A 22,395-nucleotide genomic window follows, 5' to 3' on the forward strand; every position below is an offset into this window, starting at 1 on the left:
CATGACGGATTTTGAAGAAGCAAGAAATTATTTGAATCATGTGACGGGTTTCGCTAAAAAAACATCCTTATCCAATGTACAATGGATTCTGGATGTTTTGGGAAATCCAGAAAAAGATCTGTTCATGATCCATGTAGCAGGCACCAACGGAAAGGGTTCAGTCTGTGCATTTCTGGACTCGATCCTTACGGGCGCAGGAATAAGGACCGGGCGGTTTTCGTCCCCGCATTTGATCCGCATGGAAGAACGGATACAGATCGGCGGCAGAGAGATTTCCGAAAAAAGATTTTCAGAGGTCTTTGCAAAAGTAAAGAATGCCGTCTTTCAGGCAGTGAAGGAGGGGGCAGATCATCCTTCCTTCTTTGAATTTCTGTTCTTTATGTCACTTGTATTTTTCCGGGAAGAACATGCGGAGGTCTGTATCATCGAGACTGGAATGGGAGGCAGGCATGATGCGACCAATGTGATCATGCCGAGGCTTTCTGTCATCACTGCGGTGAGTCTTGATCATCAGGAATTTTTAGGAAACACTCTGCAGCTGATTGCGGCAGAGAAAGCAGGGATCATAAAACCGGGGGTTCCTGTGATCTGTCTCAGGCAGAAGCCTGAGGTTCTCAGGGTATTTCAGGAAGAGGCCGCACATAAAGATTCGGAATTCCTAACAATTTCAAAAGATAATCTTATTTTTTCTGAAAAAAGCAGCGATTATATTGATTTTTTGAGAAAGAGTGCGTATGATAAAAAGAGTGAATGCCTGAAATTAGGCCTGTTGGGCGATTTTCAGTATGAGAATGCCGCTCTTGCGGCAGCAGCAGTCCGCCTGCTGTTTCCTGACCTGAAAAGAAGGACGGTATTTAACGGTCTTTCCTCAGCTTTTCTGGCAGGACGGATGGAGGAAGTGAGTCCCAATATTTTTATAGACGGAGGACATAATCTTCAGGCGGCGGAGGCATTTTGCCATACATTAGAGAAATATTTTCCGCAGAGAAAACTGATTGTTTTTGCCCCTTCCCATAAGAAGGAAGAGGAGGGCATCCTGAAGCTTCTCACGGAAGTTGAAAACTTGGAAGGAATCATAAAGGTTCCGGTTGTAAACCGGGAGATACCGGAGAATGATTTCTTAAAGGCATATAAGACAATGATAAAAAAGTCAGAGGAGGGGGTTCTCTGCTTTTGTATCGGCTCTTTTTATTTAGCTGGTAAGGTTAAAACGTTTATCTTGAATGGAGGAAGAAAATGATTAATTACAGAGAAGAGTTAAAAAAATTTGAACCTTGCTTAGATGTGGACCAGGCAGAGGATGCTATTTACAGCGATGATTTAAAAGATGTAGAAGATCTGATCAATGAAATCAAAAAAGACATAGAAGAAGAGAAATAGTAAGGTGGCAGATATGAAGAGTAAGGAAAAGATTAAAAACAGTTCCAAATACTACTACAACCTTGGGCTGGAGAAAGCCAATGCCAACGATCTGACCGGGGCCGTAAAGAACCTGAAAGCTGCGTTGTTTTATGACAAGAACGACATGAACGCCAGGAATCTTTTGGGCTTAGTCTACTATCAGATGGGTGACATCGTCCCTGCCCTGAGCCAGTGGGTCATCAGCAGTAATCTGAAAAAGGAAGAAAATGCGGCCATTGATTATCTGAAAGATGTGCAGGAGAATCCTGTCCAGCTTGACACGGTCAACCAGGTCATTAAAAAGTATAATCAGGCTCTCGTATACGCAAAACAGGGGAATGAAGACCTGGCAATGATCCAGCTGAAAAATGTCGTTTCCATGATGCCGAATTTTATCAATGCACAGCTTCTGATTGCCCTGCTTTCCATCAAAGATGAGAATTATAAAGACGCCCAGAAGGCTTTAAAAAATGTGCTGGAGGTGGACTGCAAAAACCCAAGGGCATTAGAATATCTGCAGGAGACGGAAGCTCTTTTAAAACCTGCGGATATGAAAGCAGAAGACAGCGGTTTGGAGAGTGCAGAAGGGCCGAAGAAAAAGGTTTTAAGCAGCGTTGTAGGAAAATACGAGGAGCTGCCGTCCAACCGCCACCGCATGGTATATATGGTGGGAGGTATTGTGATCGGCGTGCTTGTTTCCCTGGTGCTCTTATATCCGAGCATTAAGAAGGCATCCAGCTACAAGTATTCATCCAAGATTGAAAATTATAAGGAACAGCTTCTTGCCAAAGAGACTCAGTTAAAGAGCAACGAAAAAGACATCAAAGAGGCAAAGGCTGCCGAGGAAAAGGCGAAGAAAGAATTAAAAGAATTTGTCGGAGACAGCAAGACAGAGGGAATCTATGATTCTCTGCTGACAGCCATGCAGTATTACGGCGACCGCCAGTATACGGAGTCTGCCGATGCCCTGCTGAACATCGACAGGGATAAGCTGGAATCAAAGAAGATGAAAGAGATTTATGACGATCTGGAACAGAAGGTTTACCCATATGCGGCCACCGGACTTTACAACAAGGGAATCAGTGCATATAATCAGGGCAACTACAAGGATGCCATCAGCACTTTGAAAAAAGCCATCAAAGTAAAAGACACAAATGTGGGGTCTTATTTCTACCTTGCCAGATCTTATGATAAAAATGGTGACAAGGACAAAGCCATCAAGGCATACGAGGATGTCATCAAGAAGTTCCCGGGCACCAACAGTGCAAGGAACTCACAGAATTACCTGAATCAATTACAGAACAAACAAGCAAAAAATCTTTAAAACAGCACTTGGGCTGACAAAGAAACCGATAAGACACGAAAGAGAAATATATCCGGAAGATATCAAAACCTTCCGGTGTATTTCTCTTTCATTTTTTTATCATTTAAAGGAGTGAATCATCTATGGCAACAGAATATCAGGTTGAAAACAGGACACTGTATGTAAGGCTTGACGGAGAACTGGATCATCACTTGGCAGAGCGTGTCAGGCATAAATGTGATGTGATCCTGAAGTCATATCCGATCAGGGATATTGAATTTGATTTTAAGAATACCGGTTTTATGGACAGCTCCGGTGTGGGAATGATCCTTGGGCGGTACAAGCAGCTGAAGCCTCTCGGAGGCACGGTGAGCGTGGTAAATGTCAACGATGTGGTTAAACGGATCGTACACATGGCGGGTCTGCACAAGATCATCAATGAGCGATAGGGATAGGGAGGATAAGAGATGATACATTTAGAATTCAACAGCGAATCAGAAAATGAAGGGATCGCAAGAGTGCTGGCGGCAACCTATATGATGAAGTTCGATCCGACGATGGAAGAGATGGCAGATGTGAAAACGGCGGTTTCCGAAGCGGTTACGAACTGCATCGTCCACGGATATGAGGACGATCAGGGAAAGATCTTCATGGATATTTCAAATGAAGGCAGTGTCCTTAAAATTGTCATTGAGGATTTCGGTGTCGGTATTCCGGATGTAAAACAGGCAATGGAACCTATGTATACGACAAAGCCTGATGAGGAGCGGACCGGGATGGGATTTTCCTTTATGGAAGCATTCATGGACAAGATCGAAGTCAGCTCTGAGTCAGGAAAAGGAACCAGAGTTATCATGGAAAAGAAAGTGACCGGGAAATAGGCCTTTTATATGGACGAGACAAGAGAATTATTAAAGCTTACGAAAGAAGGAGATCAGGATGCGAGAGAGAAGATCGTGCTTGACAACATGGGGCTGATCTGGAGTGTGGTAAAGCGTTTTACAGGGCGGGGACACGAGCCCGAAGATCTGTTCCAGATCGGGAGCATCGGACTTTTAAAGGCAGTGGACAAGTTTGACCTCTCCTATGATGTAAAATTTTCTACTTATGCGGTGCCGATGATCACCGGGGAGATCAAACGGTTTTTAAGGGATGACGGGATGATCAAGGTCAGCCGTTCCCTGAAGGAGATCGCCTACCAGGTCCGGCAGGCAGGAGAGGCTTTTGCCATGAAGTACAACAGGGAAGCAACGATAGACGAACTCTCCAGGGAGACAAAGATTGCCAGAGATGAGATCGTCGTCGCACTGGAGGCAAACAAAGATGTGGAATCTATTTATCAGCCAAGCTATCAAAGCGACGACAGCCAGGTGCTTTTGGTAGATAAACTGCCAGGCGAGGAAAATGAGTCAGATACTGTCATCAACCATGTGATGCTGGAAGAACTCATGGACACACTGTCCGGAGATGAGAGAGAATTGATCACTATGCGGTACTTCCATGGGAAGACACAGCAGGAAATCGCAAAAAAACTTTCAATTTCCCAGGTACAGGTTTCAAGGATGGAAAAGAAAATATTGCTCCGTATGAGAAAACAAATTCTTGGACATAGCTGAAAATTGTGGTAGTATAATCTAAGAGGGAAATTTCCCTCTTACGATTACAATTCTGTAAAGATCGGTCAGATTACAGGTCATCGGATACATCATCCATTTACCCGCACTGAATATTGCAAATCGAATCAAAACAAGAAACATCTTATGTATTTAAACAAAGGAGAATATTCTATGGTATATGAATCTATGTCTTTGCTTGAACTTCGAAAGGCGGCAAAGGAAAAGAATCTGAAAGGCATCAGCAGTCTGAAAAAGCAGGAGCTGATCGAATATTTAAAAAATAATGACAATGAACATAAACAGAGTGAGCCGGAACCGGAGACGAAAGCAGAGCAGACAAAAGACGTCAGGACAGACCGTGTGCCCAGGGATATAAAAAGCCTGGACAGCGGCAGGAAAGCCAATGGCATACTGGAAGTCCTGCCGGACGGTTATGGATTTATCCGCTGTGAGAATTATCTCCCCGGAGAGAATGATATCTATGTATCACCGACCCAGATCCGGAGGTTTAACTTAAAGTCCGGAGATATCTTAAACGGTGCCATCCGCGTAAAAAGCCAGAGTGAAAAGTTCGGAGCCCTGCTGTTTGTAGAGTCCGTAAACGGATATCGCCCCGAGGCGGCAGCCAGGAGAAAGCATTTTGAAGACCTCACGCCGATCTTTCCGAACCAGAGGCTCAGGCTGGAGACCGAGCGGGCGACGATTCCGATGCGCATGGTGGATCTGCTCTCTCCTGTGGGAAAAGGGCAGAGGGGTATGATCGTATCACCGCCCAAAACGGGAAAGACCACTCTGTTAAAGCAGATGGCTCAGAGCATCAGCCAAAATTATAAAGACATCAAGCTGATCGTACTGCTCATTGACGAGAGACCCGAGGAAGTGACGGATTTTAAAGAATCTGTGGAGGGACAGAACGTGGAGGTCATCTATTCTACGTTTGATGAGCTTCCTGATCATCACAAGAGAGTGTCGGAAATGGTGCTTGAGAGAGCAAAGCGCCTGGTAGAACATAAAGAGGACGTAGTGATCCTCTTGGACAGTATCACAAGACTTGCCAGGGCGTACAACCTCACCGTGCCTCCGAGCGGAAGGACGCTCACAGGAGGGCTTGATCCGGCAGCACTCCACATGCCAAAAAGATTTTTTGGAGCTGCCAGAAATATGAGGGAAGGCGGAAGTCTCACGATCCTTGCGACAGCGCTGGTAGAGACGGGAAGCAAGATGGATGATGTCATCTTCGAGGAGTTTAAGGGAACCGGAAACATGGAGCTTGTACTGAGCCGTCATCTGTCCGAGCGCAGGATCTTCCCTGCGGTGGATATCGCCAAATCCGGTACGAGAAGAGATGATCTGCTGCTTTCCAAAGATGAACAGTCTGTGGTCACCGCACTGCACAAAGAACTGTCCGGAAGCCGTTCAGACGAATTTTTCGAGCAGACACTGAATATGTTCAAACGTTCTAAAAATAATAAGGAATTTATTGAGTTTGCGAAGAAATCTCTGCTGAGAAAATAACAGAAAAAGTATTTGCATTGTAGAAGATGCTGTGATATAATGAGAAAGCTGTTTAAGAATAAACAAAAGGAATGTTTAAGATAAACTAAGATCAAAGAGGTGAAGAAACATGCGCGAAGGAATCCATCCAGAATACCATCAGGCAAAAGTAGTCTGCAACTGCGGTAACGAATTTGTAACAGGATCTACAAAGGAAGATATCCACGTTGAGATCTGTTCTAAGTGTCATTCTTTTTACACTGGACAACAGAAAGCTACTCAAGCTCGCGGACGTATTGACAAGTTCAATCGTAAGTATGGTACTAAGTAGAAAACATGAAATGATAGGTTGAGGTTGCGAAATCTCAGCCTATTTTGTTGTATAGCTATTTAAAAGGAAGGACGGGCACTATATGAAAGTAAGGATTGGCGGACAGGCGGTCATGGAAGGCGTCATGATGAAAAATGAGGACCGCTATGCAGTTTCCGTGAGAAAACCGGACGGGGAGATCGAGACGAAGACCGAACGGTATACGAGCATATCCGATCGATATCCGGTTCTGAAGCTCCCGGTCCTGCGGGGAGTCGTAAATTTTGCGGAGTCTATGGTGATCGGCATGAAAACACTCACTTATTCGGCTGACTTCATAGAAGACGGGGAAGAGGAGCCGTCCCGGCTGGAACAGTGGCTGAACCGTCATTTCTCTGAGAAATGGGAAGGGGTCCTCATGGGCGGAATCGTGGTGTTGTCATTTGCCATTGCCATCGGACTGTTCATGGTGCTGCCTTATTTCCTCTCCAACATATTTGAAGGGTTCGGCATGAGCCGTCCGGCTGTTCTGCTGCTGGAGGGCCTGATCCGGGTGGGTATTTTTTTAGGATATATCATTCTCATATCCAAAATGAACGACATCAAACGGGTCTTCATGTACCACGGAGCCGAGCACAAAACGATCAACTGCCTGGAGGCAGGGGAGGAGCTCACGCCGGAAAATGTAATGAAATATTCCAGACTGCACAAGCGGTGCGGTACGAGTTTCCTGTTTTTTGTCATGATCATAAGCATTATATTTTTCTTTTTTATCCGTGTGGACACGGTGTGGCTGAAAGTTGCATTGAGACTTCTGCTGGTCCCGGTGATCGCAGGGGTATCCTATGAGTTTATCCGGCTCGCCGGAAATTCAGACAATCCGGTCATCACGGCGCTCAGCAAGCCGGGGCTGTGTCTTCAGCTTTTAACGACGAAAGAGCCGGATGAGAGCATGATCGAAGTGGCAATCCGGTCAGTGGAGGGTGTTTTTGACTGGAAAACATATCTGGAGAAAGAAAGGAAGAACCGTGAATAGGAAGATTTGGGTCACATACGGGGCGGAAATGCTCCGGGAAGCGGGGATCGATAACCCGGATGGGGAAGCTTGGTATCTGTTTTCCCATTGCTTTTCTTTAAGCCGGGAAGAATACTTATTTTCTATGACTACGCCGGTGGAAGAAGGGGAAGAATTAGAGCAGTACAAGGCTTTGCTGGACCGACGGATCAGCGAGAGGATTCCTCTCCAATACCTGATCGGGACTCAGGATTTTATGGGATATACATTCCGGGTGACCCCGGATGTGCTCATACCAAGGCAGGATACAGAAAGTGTCATCGAGGCGGTTGTGGAAGGAAACTATCCCCATGAAAGCATCCTGGATGTCTGTACAGGCTCCGGGTGTATTGCCATCAGCCTTTGTCTTATGCTGAAGCCGGACGTCTGCATCGGTACAGATATTGATGAAAAGGCCCTGAAAATTGCAAAAGAGAATGGAAGAAGGCTGGCTCCTATGGTAAAATTTAAAAAGAGTGACCTCTTTTCCGGGGTGGACGGTTGTTTTGACCTGATCATTTCCAATCCTCCGTATATTCCTACAAAAGACTGTATGGAACTGATGCCGGAAGTAAAAGACCACGAGCCTATGCTTGCTCTTGACGGAAGAGAGGACGGGCTGTATTTTTACCGAAAGCTTGCAGGGACGGCCCCGAAGCATTTGAACGCCGGAGGCACTCTCGTATTTGAGATCGGTTATGACCAGGGAGCGGCGGTAAAAACGATGATGGAGGAAGCAGGATTTTCCTCTGTGGAGATAAAGAAAGACTTGGCGGGACTTGACCGGATGGTCATCGGAACGCTGGCATAAAGGAGAAGAAGATGTTTGATAAGTTAGAAAGTTTAGTAGAGAGACTGGATACCGTACTCCAGCAGCTCAACGATCCGGATGTGGCCGGAGACCAGAACCGGTTCAGGGATTTGATGAAGGAGCAGAGCGATCTGGCACCTATCGTAGAAAAGTATAAGGAGTATGTACAGGAAAAGCAGAACATTGAGGAAAGTCTGGAACTTCTCGAAGAGGAATCTGATGAGGAGATGAAGGAACTCGCCAAAGAGGAACTTTCCGAGTCCAAGGCGAATGTAGAGCGGCTGGAAGAGGAATTAAAGATTCTTCTGATTCCAAAAGATCCAAATGACGACAAGAATATCATCGTGGAAATCCGCGCCGGAGCCGGCGGAGACGAAGCTGCTCTGTTTGCGGCAGACGTGGCCCGCATGTACCGGAGTTATGCGGAAGGACGCCGCTGGAAGGTGGAGACACTGAGTTTTAATGAAAGCGGGATCGGAGGTTTTAAAGAGCTTGTTTTCATGATCTCGGGTCAGGGTGCCTATTCCAGATTTAAATATGAAAGCGGAGTGCACCGTGTGCAGAGAATCCCGGCCACCGAGTCCGGCGGAAGGATTCATACGTCCACTATTACGGTTGCTATTATGCCGGAAGTGGAAGATGTGGAAGTGGAAGTAGATTTAAATGACTGTAAGTTTGACGTATTCCGTGCATCCGGAAACGGAGGACAGTGTGTCAATACGACAGATTCAGCTGTGCGGCTGACTCATCTGCCGACCGGAATCGTTGTATCCTGCCAGGATGAAAAGTCACAGCTTAAGAATAAGGACAAGGCATTGAAGGTGCTGCGCTCCCGTCTGTATGAGCTGGAGCAGCAGAAAGCCCATGACGCAGAGGCAGAAAAGAGAAAGAGCCAGGTGGGAACCGGGGACCGTTCCGAGAAGATCAGAACCTACAATTATCCTCAGGGCCGTGTGACAGATCACAGGATCAAGCTGACCCTCCACAAATTAGATTCTGTCATGAACGGAGATCTGGATGAGCTCATCGACAGTTTAACCGCTGCGGATCAGGCAGCCAAATTAAGTAATATGGAAGAAGAGTAGATATGAAAGATGGTTTTATTAAAGTAGCTGCGGCGACACCGAAGGTGAAAGTCGCAGATCCGGAATATAACACAAAAGAGATCATAAAGATTATCCGGCAGGCAGGAGATGAAGAAGCCAGCCTTCTTGTTTTTTCTGAACTGGCCGTTTCCGGCTATACATGCGGGGACCTGTTTTTGCAGGACCCTCTGCTGGAGGAATCCCTTAAGGGACTCATGGAGATCAAGAAGGAAACAAAAGGGATGGACATGGTCGTCACCGTGGGCTGTCCTCTGGTTGTGGAGCATAAGCTTTATAACTGCGGTGTGTTTTTATTTGACGGACGTATTTTAGGGGTGGTGCCGAAGATCCACCTTCCGAATTACGGAGAGTTTTATGAAGCCAGACATTTTGCAAAAGGAAAAAGAGAGGTAAAGGACATTCTGCTGGACGGGGAGCATGTTCCGTTTGGAGCAAACATCCTGCTGGAATGCACAAATATCCCGGAACTGACCATTGCCATGGAAATCTGTGAGGACCTGTGGGTTCCTCTTCCGCCGAGTACTCATCACGCTTTGGCCGGGGCAACCGTTATCTGTAATCCGTCTGCCAGCGTGGAGACTACTACGAAGGAGGTTTACAGGAGCGCCCTCGTGTCCAATCAGTCTGCAAGACTGCTTTCAGGTTATGTGTATGCCAATGCAGGAGAGGGAGAATCCACAACGGATGTAGTTTACAGCGGACACCATCTGATCTGTGAAAACGGAACCGTGCTGGCAGAGGCGAAGCGGTTTGTAAACGATATTATCTATGCGGACATGGATGTGAAGCGCCTCGTGGCAGAGAGAAGAAAAATGACGACGTTTTTCGAGGAAGATTCTGAGGAATACCGGCGTGTGCCGTTTATTCTTCCGGTAAAAGTAAACCAGATTACAAGAAAGTTTCCAAAGAATCCGTTTGTGCCGTCCAGCAGGGAAGAGCGGGAGAAACGGTGTGATGAGATCTTATCGATCCAGTCTATGGGACTGAAAAAACGTCTGGAACATACGAACTGTACGCATGCAGTGGTGGGAATTTCCGGAGGACTGGACTCTACCCTTGCAGTTTTAGTAACAGTGCGTGCTTTTGATATGCTGGATATTCCAAGGGAAAATATCATTTGCGTCACGATGCCGTGTTTCGGTACGACAGACCGGACATACCAGAATGCAGTATCCCTGATCCATGAATTGGGAGCCACTTTAAAAGAAGTTAATATCGAGAAAGCCGTCAGACAGCATTTTAAAGATATTGAACATGAGGAAGATGTCCACGATGTGACCTATGAAAATTCCCAGGCCCGGGAGAGGACTCAGATCCTCATGGATATCGCCAATAAGTATAACGGCATGGTCATCGGGACCGGCGATATGTCAGAGCTTGCTCTTGGCTGGGCTACCTATAACGGAGACCATATGTCCATGTATGCGGTGAACTGTTCTGTGCCGAAGACTCTGGTGCGCTATCTGGTACTGTATTATGCAGAGACGGTTGAAAATAAAGAGTTATCCGATGTGCTGATGGATGTGCTGGACACTCCGGTGAGCCCGGAACTGCTTCCTCCGGTGGACGGTGTGATCTCGCAGAAGACTGAGGATTTGGTAGGGCCTTATGAGCTGCACGATTTCTTCCTATATTATATGTTGAGATTCGGATTTCCGAAGGCAAAGCTTTACCGAATGGCAAAGCTTACTTTTGCAGGGGATTACGACGATGAAACCATACAAAAGTGGCTGGATAAATTCTACTGGCGGTTCTTCAGCCAGCAGTTTAAGCGCTCCTGCCTGCCGGACGGGCCGAAGGTGGGAAGTGTAGCAGTGTCTCCAAGAGGGGATTTGAGAATGCCGAGCGATGCCAGCGTGAATATCTGGCAGAAGTCATAGTAAATATTAGAGCCGTGCAGAAAGTTTATGCACGGCTCTAATATTATCATCTAAATATATGAATGATGGCAGCTCTTATTTTTAATTCTATGTAATAGGCACATATAGCATTCTTAATAAAATTTATTTGGATGCCTATAATAACTATAATCGTCCAAATAATCTAAAATATTTTCTTTTTCAATTTCTTTATTAATTTCTGAGAAAAAATTTTTTATTATTTTTAAAATGGTTATTAACAATTTTATCATAATATCACCCTCGTAATTATTGTTGTAATTATTGTACAAATTATGTTAAAAATAAATGAAAAAATTATTTTTAGAACAACATTGCTCTTGAGTTTTTTGTAACGCTTTGCATTTTCATCTTGTTTCTTTTTATCACCATTAGAAATATTAAATGTATGTGATGATACAGCATCTCTTAGAACTTCAAAAACAGATCTGCCCACAAATCTAAATATCCCTTTGGCAACTATGAATAAAATAACAACAGTAAATATCACATAGCTTAAATTGATAAAGTCGGTTTTAGTAAGATCACTGATTTTGTTGAATGGTAATTGCTCTATGCTATATGAACATATTTTAATACAACATAGTGCTAATGTAAATGTAAAAAAATATTGGATGAAATAGGAGAGTTTCTTTTTATGATCCCTTAATTTTTGTAAAAAATGACTTGAGGTATCACATGTGTTTAGGCTTTTAACCCAATTTGAAACAATAGCAATTAATTCATCTCCTAATGTTGAGTCAATAAAGTCAACACTTGCTATAACTGGATATGCATCTTTATCTAGTTCTTGAATTTCATCAAATCCTCCAGAAAGCATAACTTTAAGCATATCTTCTGGTTTTATGCCATCACTCATTTTTACTATAAGAGTATGCTTCTGCGGAACTTTATATCCGGGCAGTTCCGCATTGAATTCCCATTTCACTAAAATACTGTCAATAGGTTCACTTTGAATCCATTTCTGCTGTTCAAATAATTGCCAACTATTAAAGAATAAAGATTTTTTATTATTGAAAGCGACATGAACATTTATAATGAAACCGGCATTATTATAATGAGATTTAAATTTGTTGGTAATTAAGTAATTCAGGTTAAAAATATCGTCTAAGTTTATGCACACGTCCTTTGTAAAAAGTTTCGTCTTGCTATCAGGTTTAGCATTCATCATGTAATAATAAGCCTATAAAGATTTCCTGAAATCCTCTTCTTCACTTATATTAAGCAAATTACTATCGTTAATTTGATTTTGTGTACTTTCCATATTGTTCCTCCTGAATCTTTTTTATATTACCATAAAAAACTATCTTTTTCTACTGTTTTTTACAATTTAATGTTGTTTTTGATAAAAAACTACAAATCAAAAATAAGAAGATTTAAGAGACAATTGGAAAAAAGTTTGACTATAGTTCGTAATGTTCTATTTAAACAATAATTAATCTAGGACAAGACTAACATATATTTATGGGATAATGTGGGCAAAAATATTTGCTTTGGGAAAATTGTATCTGTTATGTAAAGCTTAAAAGATCTTCAAAAAGAGAAGGATATAAGAAAGGATGTGGATTTGCCTGTTTTGGGATATATCTTATTGCAGATTGTATTAAGTTTTATTTTCTTTTATTTGTACTTGCAAAACGAAAGTTAATATGATAATATACAAGTACAAAGTAAAAGATAATAAAAGAAAACAAAATGGAGGAGTCAGAAATGAAATTAAGTGCAGATCAAATAGCAGGCATGGTAGACCACACAAATCTCAAAGCCTTTGCCGATGAAGCAATGTTCGAAAAATTATGCAGCGAAGCCAGGGAATATGGTTTTAAGATGGTAGCCATCAATCCTGCACAGACAGAGCGGTGCAAACGCCTTTTGGAAGGATGTCCGGTTCACGTAGGGGCAGCCATAGGATTTCCGCTGGGACAGACAACACTGGAATGTAAAGTATTTGAGACAAAGGATGCCATCGAAAAAGGCGCAGACGAGATCGACTATGTCATCAACATTGCGGAATTAAAGAACAAAAACTATGATTACATAAAAAAAGAGATGGAAGAGATCGTGGCAGAGTGCCGAAAAGCCGGAGTAATCAGCAAGGTCATCTTTGAAAACTGCTATCTGACCGATGAAGAAAAGGTGAAAGTATCTGAAATAGCAAAAGAAGTAAAACCTGATTTTATTAAGACATCAACCGGGTTTGGAACAGGCGGGGCTACACCGGAAGATGTGAAGCTTATGAAGACCACAGTTGGTGATGAAGTGAAAGTCAAGGCTGCCGGGGGAATCAGGGACTTAAAGACCGCACTTCAGATGATTGAAGCGGGAGCAGAGCGTCTGGGAACAAGTGCAGGAGTGGAAATTGTGGAAGAATTAAAAAAACAGGACTGAAGAGGTGGACAAAATGAAGAAAGTTAAAGTGTGTTTGATCGGTTCCGGAAGAGCAGGGATGATTCATGCAAGAAATATGGCGGGAAGTGTTCCGGGCGGTGAGATTTATGCCGCCTGTGACCCGGACATCAGTGCAGCCAAAGCCGCGGCAGAGGAGCTTGGAATTGAGACTTATTACCAGGACTATACGGAAGCGCTCAGTGATGAACAGATTGACGCGGTAATCATTGCCTGCCCGACCAAATATCACAGAGAAATCGCGGTGGCTGCGGCTAATGAGGGAAAACACATTTTCTGTGAAAAGCCTATGGCGATGAATGAAGAAGAGTGTGATGAGATGATCAAGGCCGCAGTGGACAACGGTGTAAAGCTCCAGATCGGATTTATGAGGCGGTTTGACGACAGCTTCAGAGAAGCCAAAAAAATGATCGAAGAGGGAGAAATCGGAGATGTTGTCCTGGTGAAATCTCACACGAGAGGACCGAGCAAGCCCCGTGAGTGGATGTATGACATTGAAAAGAGCAACGGTCCGCTGGCGGAGGTGTGCAGTCATGACATTGACACGGTACGGTGGTTTGCAGGAAGTGAATTAAAGAGTGTCTATGCATTGGGAGGGAATTTCCGGAATAAAGAAATCGCAGACAAGTATCCGGACTTTTATGACAACGTGATTGTGAATGCGGAATTTGAAAACGGAGTGCACGCCTGCATTGAGGGAGCGCAGTATGTGCAGTATGGCTACGATGCCAGAGTCGAGATCCTTGGCACAAAAGGGGTGATCTGTATCGGGGATATGCATGAAAAGAAGATTACAAGTGCCAATGAAACCCACGAACTCAAGAGACCTTCAATGCACAGCTGGACTCATCTGTTCAAGGATGCGTACCTTTTGGAAGACAGAAGTTTTATCGAAGCGATTTTAAATGACAGCGAAGTGGAATGCAGCGGCCATGACGGAAAAATGGCAGTGAAAATTGTGAAGGCGGGGAATGAATCAATTGTACAGAAGAAAATAGTGAAGTTATAAGAAGGATAGGAGGAAATTATGGGAAATGAAGCGACAGGATTCCGTGCCAGGATCCAGAAGTTCGGAGGAGTTTTAAGCGGCATGGTAATGCCGAATATCGGGGCGTTTATCACTTGGGGACTGATTACGGCAATGTTTTTAAAGACAGGCTGGTTTCCAAATGAAAAGATTGCCGTACTGATCGATCCGATGTTAAAGTATCTGCTTCCTACTTTGATCGGTTATACGGGAGGAAAGAACTTTTACGGCGACCGCGGCGGTGTCATTGGTGCGGCAGCTACCATGGGAGTTATCGTAGGATCTGATATTCCGATGTTTATGGGAGCCATGATTATGGGACCTTTGGCAGCTCTCTGTATGAAACAGGTGGACCGTTTGTTTGAAGGCAGGGTAAAACCGGGATTTGAAATGATCGTCAACAATTTTTCCTGCGGGATTCTTGGAATCTTCTTAGTGCTGGCAGCATTTTTTGCGATCGGACCGTTTGTACAGGTATTAAACCATGTGATGTCTGCCGGAGTTAATGTCATCATCGATCACGGCCTTACACCTTTTGCGAGTATTTTTATTGAACCTGCGAAAGTTCTGTTTCTTAACAATGCGATTAACCACGGGATTCTTGGACCTCTGGGAATCACCCAGGCGGCAGAGGCAGGAAAATCAATCTTATTTATCCTGGAGCCGAATCCGGGTCCAGGAGTGGGTGTTTTGCTGGCCTATACATTCTTTGGTACAGGAACAGCGAAAAAGACGGCGCCTGGTGTAGCAATCATCCATGCATTCGGTGGAATCCATGAACCTTATTTTCCATATATCCTCATGAAGCCTCAGATGATCCTTGCATCTATCTGCGGTGCGGTGTCAGGAAACTTTATTTTCCAGATGTTTAACTGCGGACTGGTGGCAACCGCTTCACCGGGAAGTTACTTTTCCGTGCTGGCAGTGGCGCCGAAATCTGACTATCTTCCGATCATTGCCGGAATGCTCGTATCCACTGCCGTATCATTTGGGGTCGGCGCATTCATCCTGAGGCTCTGCCGTGATTCTGATGAAGAAGCACTCCAGAAGGCAGTGGCAAAGAAAGACTCTATGAAGGCAGAAGGCACAGGCGGCGGAGGCCGTATCGGAGCGCAGGAAGTCATTGATTTCACAGGGAAAGTCATCAAAAAAGTATATGTGGCATGTGACGCCGGAATGGGTTCCAGTGCCATGGGAGCATCTATACTCAAAGATAAGGTAAAACAGGCAGGCCTCGATATTGAGGTGAAAAACGTGGCAATCCCCAATCTTCCGGCAGATGTGGATGTGGTTGTTACCCATGAATCACTGACGGAGCGGGCTATGAGAGAGCGCCCGGAGGCGGTACATATCTCCGTGGATAACTTTCTTTCCAGTCCAAAGTACGATGAGATCGTAAAAAAACTGACAGAGGCAAAAAATCCTCTTCCGGTACTGAAAAAGGAAAATATCAAAGTCACAGATCAGCCAAAAACAAAAGAAGATGCAATTCATATGATTGCGCAGATGCTTTTAAAGGACGGATATGTCACAGAAAGCTATGAGAATGGCATGCTTTTGAGGGAAAAAGAAAATCCGACCAATCTGGGCAATGGAATCGCTATCCCGCACGGTGTTCTTGAAGCCAAGAAGGAAATTAAAGCATCGGGTATCGCTGCATTAATCGTACCGGATGGAATCGTCTGGAATGATGAGACAGTGAGGCTGGTGATCGGGATCGCAGGAGCCGACCAGGAACACCTGTCCATTCTTTCAAATGTCGCACTTACTCTGAATGAGGAGGAGGCAGTAAGAAAGATCGTAGACGGCAGAGACGCAGATGAACTGTATCATATTTTGACAAAATAGCAGAAGCAAAGCTGCGGGGGCGGTAGTTCCCGCGGCTTTTCCTTTTGAAGCCTCTGTGCTATAATTTATCTAAATATAAAGTACACAGAGAGCACGGAGGGATCGCATGTTTGCAGAAGAAAGAAAAGAAAAGATCATGGAGCTTTTAAGGCAGAATAAGAGGACGAGCATCGGGGAGCTCACCGAAATGTTTCAGGTCAGCGGGACAACGATCCGTACTTATCTCACAGAGCTTGAAAAGGCTGGAAAACTCGTCCGGACACACGGAGGAGCCATGCTGAATGAGGATGTCCTGGACATGGAGGAGTCTATCTCCGCGAGAAAAGATAAACGGATGGAAGAGAAGCAGAAGATTGCAAAGACTGCCAGAGCAATGATCGAAGACGGCGACATGATCCTCCTGGACAGCGGGACGACGACACTGGAACTCGCCAAGCTCTTAAAGGATGCAAATAATCTTACGGTGGTGACCAATGACCTTCAAATCGCTTTGGAACTTCAGAGACATCAGGGGATTTATCTTATATTTTTAGGCGGTCATGTGAGAAACTATTTTGAATGTACGGTGGGCAGTATGGGACTTAAGTTTTTGGAAAATCTGTCTGCAGATAAGGCTTTTATGTCTGCCAATGCCCTGTCCCTGGCCAAAGGTGCCACTACTCCAAATTTGGAACAGGCAGAGATCAAGAAAGGAATGATGGGGATCGCAGAGCGGAAATATCTGATCTGCGACAGTTCAAAAATCGGAAAGCGCACCATCTGTTCCTATGCAAAAGCGGAGGAGTTTCACCGTCTGATCACCGACGCACAGATACCGGACCATGCAAAGGAGGCCCTGGAAAAGCAAGGAATAGAAGTGGTTTGTTCCTGACAGGATAAGGAGGAAAGTCCGCACAATTTTATATAAAATAAAAAATCCCGCAGACAGTGGTGCACACCGTCTGTGGGATTCTTGCAAAATCTATTTAATTCAAAAAGAAAAAGATTAAGCTAATTTGGATACGTTCTCAGCCTGTTTTCCGCGAGGTCCTTCTGCGATTTCAAAGCTAACCTGCTGTCCTTCTTCTAAAGTCTTGAATCCATCACCTGAGATTGCTGAGAAGTGTACGAATACATCGTCTCCGCCTTCCTGAGAAATAAATCCGTAACCTTTTTCTGAGTTAAACCATTTTACTGTACCAGTGTTCATTTGGGTACCTCCATTAAAAATAAAAATTAACATTACTTTCATTATCAGCGAAATAAAAAGATCACGTTCCAGAGGGATACATAGCAATGCAACATCTACCCGGACGTGATCTATACATTCACTAATAACAGTAATTATCATACCACAACCATTGTTTTTTTACAAATACTTTTTTAAACTATCGATACTTTCTTCGTAGAGTTTTACAAGATCAGTTGACATCGACAAATTGTCCTTAGAAGCGTCACAATTTTTGTGGGAGCTCTGGATCAGCTGGATCATTCCCATGGTATATCCCTGGATGGACATTTCCGCTAAATGGCTTGTGGATTTATCTGCGATGGCTTTCATCTTGGTCATCCATTCCGCATATTTTTTCTGGATTTCTCCGATTTCTTCCGGCTGCTGCATATCTTTTGTCATAGCCTGTTTGACTCTTGAGAAAAAGTCCTGGAACTGCTGTTCCTGCTGTTCCAAACATCCTTTCAAATCACAGTCTGAGGTGGCCTGGGTAAGCTCCGGCATGGTATTTAACACCATCTGAAGATTTTGATACATCTCGTTTAATAAGTTCTGATTATCCATAATGAAACTCCTTTCAAATACATCTGTTACAGGTAGCATTTACATAAAAGAGAATTATTATACAAAAGCAAGGATCTGTGTTAAAATTATCAGAAAGGAAAAAGAAGGGAAGTGAATCTTATGAGAAACCGTGAGAGTTTTGAGAAAAATATGAGACGCAGAGTGGAGGCCATCCGCCATGTGAGCGACCACAGTATTTTCAATGAATTGAGAGGAAAGATTGTGGATTACAATTATGATGAAAAACGTGTGACGATGGAATATGAGGTCGGGGATTTCCATCGAAACGGGTTTAATATTATGTTTGGAGGATCTTTGGTTGGGATGTTCGACATCACCTTCGGCACGCTGACAAGCGGACTGGGCGATTATGATATCGCACCTACGGTCCAGCTCTCCACTTCCTTTCTGAAGGGAGTACCCATTGGATCTACAGTGACAGTAAAAGCCGAAGCTGTGTCCACTGGAAAAACGATCATGAATTTCATGGGAAAAGCGTATGTGGGAGACGAGCTGGTGGGCAGCGCTACCGGAATATTTAAGACTCCGAGACCATTTAAAACATTTCGGTAATCAGTAATTTAAGACATTCTCCACATGATTTCCGTTCGGCTCTTAGAATGCCTCACTCCAATCATGTAGAAAATGTCATGATAATTTACAGGGATTGGTTTTCCTTGTGTACCTTCTGCACCGCATTTACGATATTTTCATAGCCCGTGCAGCGGCAGAGGTTTCCTGCCATATGTTTCCGGATCATATCCCGAGTCAGGTTTTTTTCGCCTCGTTCCAGAAGGACTGTGGCGGACATAATAAAACCCGGGGTGCAGAAGCCGCACTGAATGGCGCCTTCTTCGATAAATGCCTCCTGGATTCTTGTGAGTTCTCCATTCGGTCCCATGAGGTCTTCCAGAGTGCGGATCTGTTTTCCCTGGGCCCACACGGCCAGATAAATACAGGAATCGATGGTCTCTCCATCCACAATGACCGTACAGGCACCGCATTCACCCACCTCACAGCCCTTTTTTACGGAAGTCAGGCCAAGGCGGTTTCTGAGCATTTCTAAAAGGGATTCTCTCACATCTACATATTCAGCCACTTCATGCCCGTTGACCGTACAGGTTACAAGTTTTTTCTGCTGTTCCATACTACCTCACCTCCTGGAGTTTTACGGCTTTTTGCAGTGCCCGTCTGGCGATCTCGCCTCCGATCTGGATGCGGAAACTGCGGGATGCACGCCAGGAATCTCTCGGATTGATTTCGGTGCGGACGGATTCCTCGATCTTGTCGTAAAGACGGTCATCAACAGCCATCCCCTTTAATTTTGATTCTGTCTCCACGCACCGGAAAGGTGTGGGAGCCGCAACGCCAAACGCTATTTTCACATCGTTCAGTGTCCGGGCAGACAGATCGGTCCTGCACAGGACGCAGCAGCTCAGCGCTGCAATATCCATGGCATTCCTCATGGCATATTTAATATAGTGCCCGGTATAACCTTCGTAATTTTTTTTGTCGATGAAGATCCGGGTCAGTATTTCTCCGTTTCTTAAATCTACCCGGCCCGGTCCCAGATAAAAATCTTTTATGGGGACGATCCGCTCTCCGCCGGGACCGGAAATCTTCAGCCGGGCATTCAGACAAAAACAGGCAGGTGCACTGTCTGCGCTGACGGCTCCGTTGCAGAGATTTCCGCCGATGGTGCCGATATTGCGGATCTGGGGACCGCCTACCTGATCTGCCGCCTCTGAAAGCACCGGGATATATTGACGGACCGCCGGGTCCTCTGTCAAATGATGAAAGGTGACAGCAGCTCCTATGGAAATTGTTCCGTCCTTTTCCATGGAAACTCCATGCAGATCTCTGATACCCCGTATACTGATCAGGCTGGAGCCTGCCAGTTTCCCTTCCCGGATACGGATCAGCACATCGCTGCCGCCGCAGATGAGTATGGCGCCGGGATGTTTTTGTAAGAGATCACAGGCATCTGCCACGGTGTCTGCTTCATAATAATCTTCTATATCATACATATATTTCCCCCTTATATCAAATCAGCTTTTTTTAATGCCTCAAATACCCTCTGAGGTGAAAGAGGGATTTCATTGACCGGAATCCCGGTTGCGTGAAGAAAAGCATTGCGGATGGCCGGAGCAGGAGGGATTGCTGGAGGCTCGCCAAGAGCCTTGTTTCCGAACGGGCCCGTTGGATCTTCAAGTTCCACAAAGTCTAAATGGAGATCCGGGGAGTCCATCATAGTGGGAAGCTTGTAGTCTAACAGGCTGCCGTTCAGTACGCGTCCGGTCTTTTCATCCAGGAGCATCTGCTCACTCAGACCATAGCCTATGCCCATGGACATGCCGCCGTGGACCTGCATGGAGGCCAGCTGTGGATTGATGATCTTTCCGCTGTCATGGACATTGATGATATCGAGTATCTTAATCTTAGCTAGTTTTAAATCTACTTCAATTTCCGCAAAACAAGCTCCGAACGCAAGGGTGTTTTTCTTGATCTGCCGGGATACATCCGACGTGATGGCGGCAGAAGAAGTCCTGCTGTAATAGCTGTGAAAAGCCAGTTCTTCAAGGGACAGGACCGGCTTCCGGCCGCACAGGATCTGTTTATCATACAGAGAAAGCTCCTGATCCCTATATTCTTCAGCAACCAGAGTCCTGGCATAGGTAAGAATTTTTTCTTTCAGGAGTTCGGCACATTCTTTGACGGCGATGCCGCTGATATAGGTTTGTCTGGAAGCGTAAGCTCCCGTGTCAAAAGGGGTAATGTCCGTATCCTGAAAGGACTGAATGTGGACGTCATCAGGGGAAAGACCCAGGACCTCCGCCGCCATCTGTGTAAATACAGTGTCGGAACCCTGCCCGATTTCTGCGGCGCCGGTCTGGAGCTGGACACTCCCGTCCTGATTGAGGATAAGCCTGGCTCCGGATATTTCCAGGGAAATGGGCCATACACCGGTCTTATAGCTGAACAAAGCCATGCCCACACCGCGCCGGATATTCCCGGACTGGTTTTGATATAAGCTGCGTTTTTTCTCCCAGTGTATGTAGTCTGCTCCGCGCCTCATACACTCTCTGACGCCGTTGGTGTTTGCGGCGAGAGGAGTTAAAACAGGATCTTCATAATATCCGTCATATAGGTTGAGCTCCCGGAACTTTAACGGGTCCATGGAAATTTTACAGGCCAGATCATCCATCAGACATTCGGATACGAAGCAGAACTGGGGGATACCATAGCCCCTCATGGCTCCGCCTACCGGTGCATTTGTATAGACGGTATAAGCATCGGCCCGGATATTTTTTACATCATATAAATGGCGCCATGCGGTAGCGCCGTTGGCTGCGATGGCATGGCCGTGTGAGGCGTAGGCCCCCTGGTTGGAATAGGCTTTCATATCTTTGGCGAGAATTTTACCGTCTTTTGTTACGCCTGCCGTCAGGTCATATTCAATGGAATGGCGGGTCCTGGTGTTTGTAAACGTTTCCTCTCTGGAAAGCTCCAGTTTCACCGGACGGCCGCCGACAGAGGCAGTCAGAAATGCATTGAGAGGTTCATAGAGAACCTCCTGTTTGTTGCCGAAGCCTCCGCCGATATATGGCTTTATGACACGGACTTTTCCCCATGGGATGCCCAAGGCCTGCCCGATGACTCTCCTCACGATATGGGGGATCTGGGTGGAACATATGACAACGATCCTGTCTTTTTCCATGTAGGCATAGGAAATCGGCGGCTCAATGTGGCAGTGCTGGACGATAGGGGTGCGGAAACTTTCGCTGAGTACGGCATCTGCCTGCGAGAGTGCATCGTCCACATGTCCGATCTCGTAGTTGCTCTTTGCAAGAATATTGTCCGGATGTTCTTCGTGAACCGGCGGAATGGTTCCCTTCATGGCATCCCGGGGATGAAGCACCGGGGCATATTCTTCGTACTCTGTCCGGATCAGTTTTAAAGCCCTGGAAGCGGTGACTTCATCTTCGGCGATCACGGCGGCAACATCGTCGCCGTAATAACGGATTCTACCGGTCAGCAGACGGCGGTCCGCCGTATCCTGGTGAGACGGATCCACGGACCAGGGATGGCCGGGAGTGGGATATGTATGCTTTGGGACGTCACGGAAGGTGACGACTTTTACCACCCCTTTGAGGGCCTCCGCCTCACTTGTGTCTATAGAAGCGACAATACCGCTGGCAATGGGAGCATGCAGCACTTTCGCAGTGAGACAATGCTTCGGGATCAGATCATCGGTAAATTTGGCTCTTCCGGATACCTTCTCGTAAGCATCCACTCTTTTTATGCTTTGACCAACAGTTCTCATAGGCAGTCCCCCTCTGAATATAA

Annotated in this window: 23 protein-coding genes; 17 read left to right on the forward strand and 6 right to left on the reverse strand. The window is 45.4% G+C overall.

The window, feature by feature from the left end; translation table 11 throughout:
* Nucleotide 1 precedes the first annotated feature (1 nt).
* The 12 genes from DWV34_RS14020 (at nt 2) to DWV34_RS14070 (ending at nt 10,975) form a co-directional block, all read left to right on the forward strand.
* A complete protein-coding gene (locus DWV34_RS14020) occupies nt 2-1,240 on the forward strand; it encodes a bifunctional folylpolyglutamate synthase/dihydrofolate synthase (protein WP_006565631.1) in 1,239 nt (412 codons plus the stop codon).
* Nucleotides 1,237-1,380 carry a hypothetical protein gene (locus DWV34_RS17425; RefSeq protein ID WP_022261227.1) on the forward strand — a complete coding sequence of 48 codons (144 nt, stop codon included), beginning with the start codon at nt 1,237-1,239 and terminating at the stop codon, nt 1,378-1,380. Before DWV34_RS14020 ends, DWV34_RS17425 begins: the two co-directional genes overlap by 4 nt.
* Before the next feature lie 13 nt (nt 1,381-1,393).
* A complete protein-coding gene (locus DWV34_RS14025; protein WP_009290707.1) occupies nt 1,394-2,725 on the forward strand; it encodes a tetratricopeptide repeat protein in 1,332 nt (443 codons plus the stop codon).
* A 122-nt stretch (nt 2,726-2,847) separates the two neighbouring features.
* A complete protein-coding gene (gene spoIIAA, locus DWV34_RS14030; RefSeq protein ID WP_006565629.1) occupies nt 2,848-3,153 on the forward strand; it encodes an anti-sigma F factor antagonist in 306 nt (101 codons plus the stop codon).
* Nucleotides 3,154-3,171: 18 nt separating this feature from the next.
* Complete coding sequence (spoIIAB, locus tag DWV34_RS14035; protein ID WP_006565628.1) at nt 3,172-3,585, forward strand: anti-sigma F factor; 414 nt, start codon at nt 3,172-3,174, stop codon at nt 3,583-3,585.
* A 9-nt stretch (nt 3,586-3,594) separates the two neighbouring features.
* Entirely contained in the window at nt 3,595-4,320 is a 726-nt protein-coding gene (locus DWV34_RS14040; protein ID WP_006565627.1) for a SigB/SigF/SigG family RNA polymerase sigma factor, read from the forward strand.
* Nucleotides 4,321-4,491: 171 nt separating this feature from the next.
* Nucleotides 4,492-5,835 carry a transcription termination factor Rho gene (gene rho, locus DWV34_RS14045; RefSeq protein WP_022261228.1) on the forward strand — a complete coding sequence of 448 codons (1,344 nt, stop codon included), beginning with the start codon at nt 4,492-4,494 and terminating at the stop codon, nt 5,833-5,835.
* Between the two features lie 109 nt (nt 5,836-5,944).
* On the forward strand, nt 5,945-6,145 hold the full coding sequence (gene rpmE / locus DWV34_RS14050; protein ID WP_009290709.1) for a 50S ribosomal protein L31: 201 nt from the start codon (nt 5,945-5,947) through the stop codon (nt 6,143-6,145).
* 82 nt (nt 6,146-6,227) lie between these two features.
* Complete coding sequence (locus DWV34_RS14055) at nt 6,228-7,160, forward strand: DUF1385 domain-containing protein (protein WP_118476538.1); 933 nt, start codon at nt 6,228-6,230, stop codon at nt 7,158-7,160.
* Nucleotides 7,153-7,989, forward strand: coding sequence for a peptide chain release factor N(5)-glutamine methyltransferase (gene prmC, locus DWV34_RS14060; protein WP_006565624.1), 837 nt, complete (start codon nt 7,153-7,155; stop codon nt 7,987-7,989). Before DWV34_RS14055 ends, prmC begins: the two co-directional genes overlap by 8 nt.
* Nucleotides 7,990-8,000: 11 nt before the next feature.
* A complete protein-coding gene (gene prfA / locus DWV34_RS14065; protein WP_009290712.1) occupies nt 8,001-9,074 on the forward strand; it encodes a peptide chain release factor 1 in 1,074 nt (357 codons plus the stop codon).
* 2 nt (nt 9,075-9,076) lie between these two features.
* Complete coding sequence (locus tag DWV34_RS14070) at nt 9,077-10,975, forward strand: NAD(+) synthase (RefSeq protein WP_009290713.1); 1,899 nt, start codon at nt 9,077-9,079, stop codon at nt 10,973-10,975.
* Nucleotides 10,976-11,222: 247 nt separating this feature from the next.
* Here the strand turns inward: DWV34_RS14070 and DWV34_RS14075 are convergent, their stop codons facing one another.
* Entirely contained in the window at nt 11,223-12,164 is a 942-nt protein-coding gene (locus DWV34_RS14075) for a hypothetical protein (protein WP_118476539.1), read from the reverse strand.
* Nucleotides 12,165-12,688: 524 nt separating this feature from the next.
* Between DWV34_RS14075 and deoC the strand changes: the two genes are divergently transcribed.
* The 4 genes from deoC to DWV34_RS14095 all read left to right on the forward strand — a co-directional run bounded on the left by deoC (nt 12,689) and on the right by DWV34_RS14095 (nt 17,145).
* Complete coding sequence (gene deoC / locus DWV34_RS14080; protein ID WP_118476540.1) at nt 12,689-13,381, forward strand: deoxyribose-phosphate aldolase; 693 nt, start codon at nt 12,689-12,691, stop codon at nt 13,379-13,381.
* Between the two features lie 13 nt (nt 13,382-13,394).
* Entirely contained in the window at nt 13,395-14,408 is a 1,014-nt protein-coding gene (locus DWV34_RS14085) for a Gfo/Idh/MocA family oxidoreductase (protein ID WP_009290717.1), read from the forward strand.
* An 18-nt stretch (nt 14,409-14,426) separates the two neighbouring features.
* On the forward strand, nt 14,427-16,274 hold the full coding sequence (locus tag DWV34_RS14090) for a PTS mannitol transporter subunit IICBA (protein ID WP_009290718.1): 1,848 nt from the start codon (nt 14,427-14,429) through the stop codon (nt 16,272-16,274).
* 106 nt (nt 16,275-16,380) lie between these two features.
* Nucleotides 16,381-17,145, forward strand: coding sequence for a DeoR/GlpR family DNA-binding transcription regulator (locus DWV34_RS14095; protein ID WP_009290719.1), 765 nt, complete (start codon nt 16,381-16,383; stop codon nt 17,143-17,145).
* A 114-nt stretch (nt 17,146-17,259) separates the two neighbouring features.
* Here DWV34_RS14095 and DWV34_RS14100 read toward each other — a convergent pair whose 3' ends face one another.
* Both DWV34_RS14100 and DWV34_RS14105 read right to left on the reverse strand, forming a co-directional pair.
* Complete coding sequence (locus tag DWV34_RS14100; RefSeq protein WP_006565614.1) at nt 17,260-17,463, reverse strand: cold-shock protein; 204 nt, start codon at nt 17,461-17,463, stop codon at nt 17,260-17,262.
* A 159-nt stretch (nt 17,464-17,622) separates the two neighbouring features.
* Nucleotides 17,623-18,048, reverse strand: coding sequence for a hypothetical protein (locus tag DWV34_RS14105; RefSeq protein ID WP_009290720.1), 426 nt, complete (start codon nt 18,046-18,048; stop codon nt 17,623-17,625).
* A 120-nt stretch (nt 18,049-18,168) separates the two neighbouring features.
* On the opposite strand from DWV34_RS14105, the gene DWV34_RS14110 reads away from it, so the two are divergent.
* The gene (locus tag DWV34_RS14110; protein ID WP_118476541.1) at nt 18,169-18,621 is read left to right on the forward strand and encodes a PaaI family thioesterase; all 453 of its coding nucleotides are present in this window, start codon (nt 18,169-18,171) and stop codon (nt 18,619-18,621) included.
* A gap of 85 nt (nt 18,622-18,706) precedes the next feature.
* On the opposite strand, the gene xdhC is transcribed toward DWV34_RS14110, so the two are convergent.
* The 3 genes from xdhC to xdhA are packed head-to-tail and all read right to left on the reverse strand — an operon-like array spanning nt 18,707 to nt 22,372.
* Nucleotides 18,707-19,195 carry a xanthine dehydrogenase subunit XdhC gene (gene xdhC, locus DWV34_RS14115; protein ID WP_009290721.1) on the reverse strand — a complete coding sequence of 163 codons (489 nt, stop codon included), beginning with the start codon at nt 19,193-19,195 and terminating at the stop codon, nt 18,707-18,709.
* A 1-nt stretch (nt 19,196) separates the two neighbouring features.
* Entirely contained in the window at nt 19,197-20,075 is an 879-nt protein-coding gene (xdhB, locus tag DWV34_RS14120) for a xanthine dehydrogenase subunit XdhB (RefSeq protein ID WP_022261234.1), read from the reverse strand.
* Nucleotides 20,076-20,086: 11 nt separating this feature from the next.
* On the reverse strand, nt 20,087-22,372 hold the full coding sequence (gene xdhA / locus DWV34_RS14125; RefSeq protein WP_118476542.1) for a xanthine dehydrogenase subunit XdhA: 2,286 nt from the start codon (nt 22,370-22,372) through the stop codon (nt 20,087-20,089).
* Nucleotides 22,373-22,395 lie beyond the last annotated feature (23 nt).

It is taken from the genome of Anaerostipes sp. AF04-45 (assembly GCF_003461725.1).
Taxonomy (GTDB): Bacteria; Bacillota; Clostridia; order Lachnospirales; family Lachnospiraceae; genus Anaerostipes; species Anaerostipes caccae.

Excerpts from the sequence above, each read along its gene's own strand:
- DWV34_RS14020 (WP_006565631.1), top strand. The coding sequence starts at position 2 with ATGACGGATTTTGAAGAAGCAAGAAATTATTTGAATCATGTGACGGGT.
- DWV34_RS17425 (WP_022261227.1), top strand. The coding sequence starts at position 1,237 with ATGATTAATTACAGAGAAGAGTTAAAAAAATTTGAACCTTGCTTAGAT.
- DWV34_RS14025 (WP_009290707.1), top strand. The coding sequence starts at position 1,394 with ATGAAGAGTAAGGAAAAGATTAAAAACAGTTCCAAATACTACTACAAC.
- spoIIAA (WP_006565629.1), top strand. The coding sequence starts at position 2,848 with ATGGCAACAGAATATCAGGTTGAAAACAGGACACTGTATGTAAGGCTT.
- spoIIAB (WP_006565628.1), top strand. The coding sequence starts at position 3,172 with ATGATACATTTAGAATTCAACAGCGAATCAGAAAATGAAGGGATCGCA.
- DWV34_RS14040 (WP_006565627.1), top strand. The coding sequence starts at position 3,595 with ATGGACGAGACAAGAGAATTATTAAAGCTTACGAAAGAAGGAGATCAG.
- rho (WP_022261228.1), top strand. The coding sequence starts at position 4,492 with ATGGTATATGAATCTATGTCTTTGCTTGAACTTCGAAAGGCGGCAAAG.
- rpmE (WP_009290709.1), top strand. The coding sequence starts at position 5,945 with ATGCGCGAAGGAATCCATCCAGAATACCATCAGGCAAAAGTAGTCTGC.
- DWV34_RS14055 (WP_118476538.1), top strand. The coding sequence starts at position 6,228 with ATGAAAGTAAGGATTGGCGGACAGGCGGTCATGGAAGGCGTCATGATG.
- prfA (WP_009290712.1), top strand. The coding sequence starts at position 8,001 with ATGTTTGATAAGTTAGAAAGTTTAGTAGAGAGACTGGATACCGTACTC.
- DWV34_RS14070 (WP_009290713.1), top strand. The coding sequence starts at position 9,077 with ATGAAAGATGGTTTTATTAAAGTAGCTGCGGCGACACCGAAGGTGAAA.
- DWV34_RS14075 (WP_118476539.1), bottom strand. The coding sequence starts at position 12,164 with ATGATGAATGCTAAACCTGATAGCAAGACGAAACTTTTTACAAAGGAC.
- deoC (WP_118476540.1), top strand. The coding sequence starts at position 12,689 with ATGGAGGAGTCAGAAATGAAATTAAGTGCAGATCAAATAGCAGGCATG.
- DWV34_RS14085 (WP_009290717.1), top strand. The coding sequence starts at position 13,395 with ATGAAGAAAGTTAAAGTGTGTTTGATCGGTTCCGGAAGAGCAGGGATG.
- DWV34_RS14090 (WP_009290718.1), top strand. The coding sequence starts at position 14,427 with ATGGGAAATGAAGCGACAGGATTCCGTGCCAGGATCCAGAAGTTCGGA.
- DWV34_RS14095 (WP_009290719.1), top strand. The coding sequence starts at position 16,381 with ATGTTTGCAGAAGAAAGAAAAGAAAAGATCATGGAGCTTTTAAGGCAG.
- DWV34_RS14100 (WP_006565614.1), bottom strand. The coding sequence starts at position 17,463 with ATGAACACTGGTACAGTAAAATGGTTTAACTCAGAAAAAGGTTACGGA.
- DWV34_RS14105 (WP_009290720.1), bottom strand. The coding sequence starts at position 18,048 with ATGGATAATCAGAACTTATTAAACGAGATGTATCAAAATCTTCAGATG.
- DWV34_RS14110 (WP_118476541.1), top strand. The coding sequence starts at position 18,169 with ATGAGAAACCGTGAGAGTTTTGAGAAAAATATGAGACGCAGAGTGGAG.
- xdhC (WP_009290721.1), bottom strand. The coding sequence starts at position 19,195 with ATGGAACAGCAGAAAAAACTTGTAACCTGTACGGTCAACGGGCATGAA.
- xdhB (WP_022261234.1), bottom strand. The coding sequence starts at position 20,075 with ATGTATGATATAGAAGATTATTATGAAGCAGACACCGTGGCAGATGCC.
- xdhA (WP_118476542.1), bottom strand. The coding sequence starts at position 22,372 with ATGAGAACTGTTGGTCAAAGCATAAAAAGAGTGGATGCTTACGAGAAG.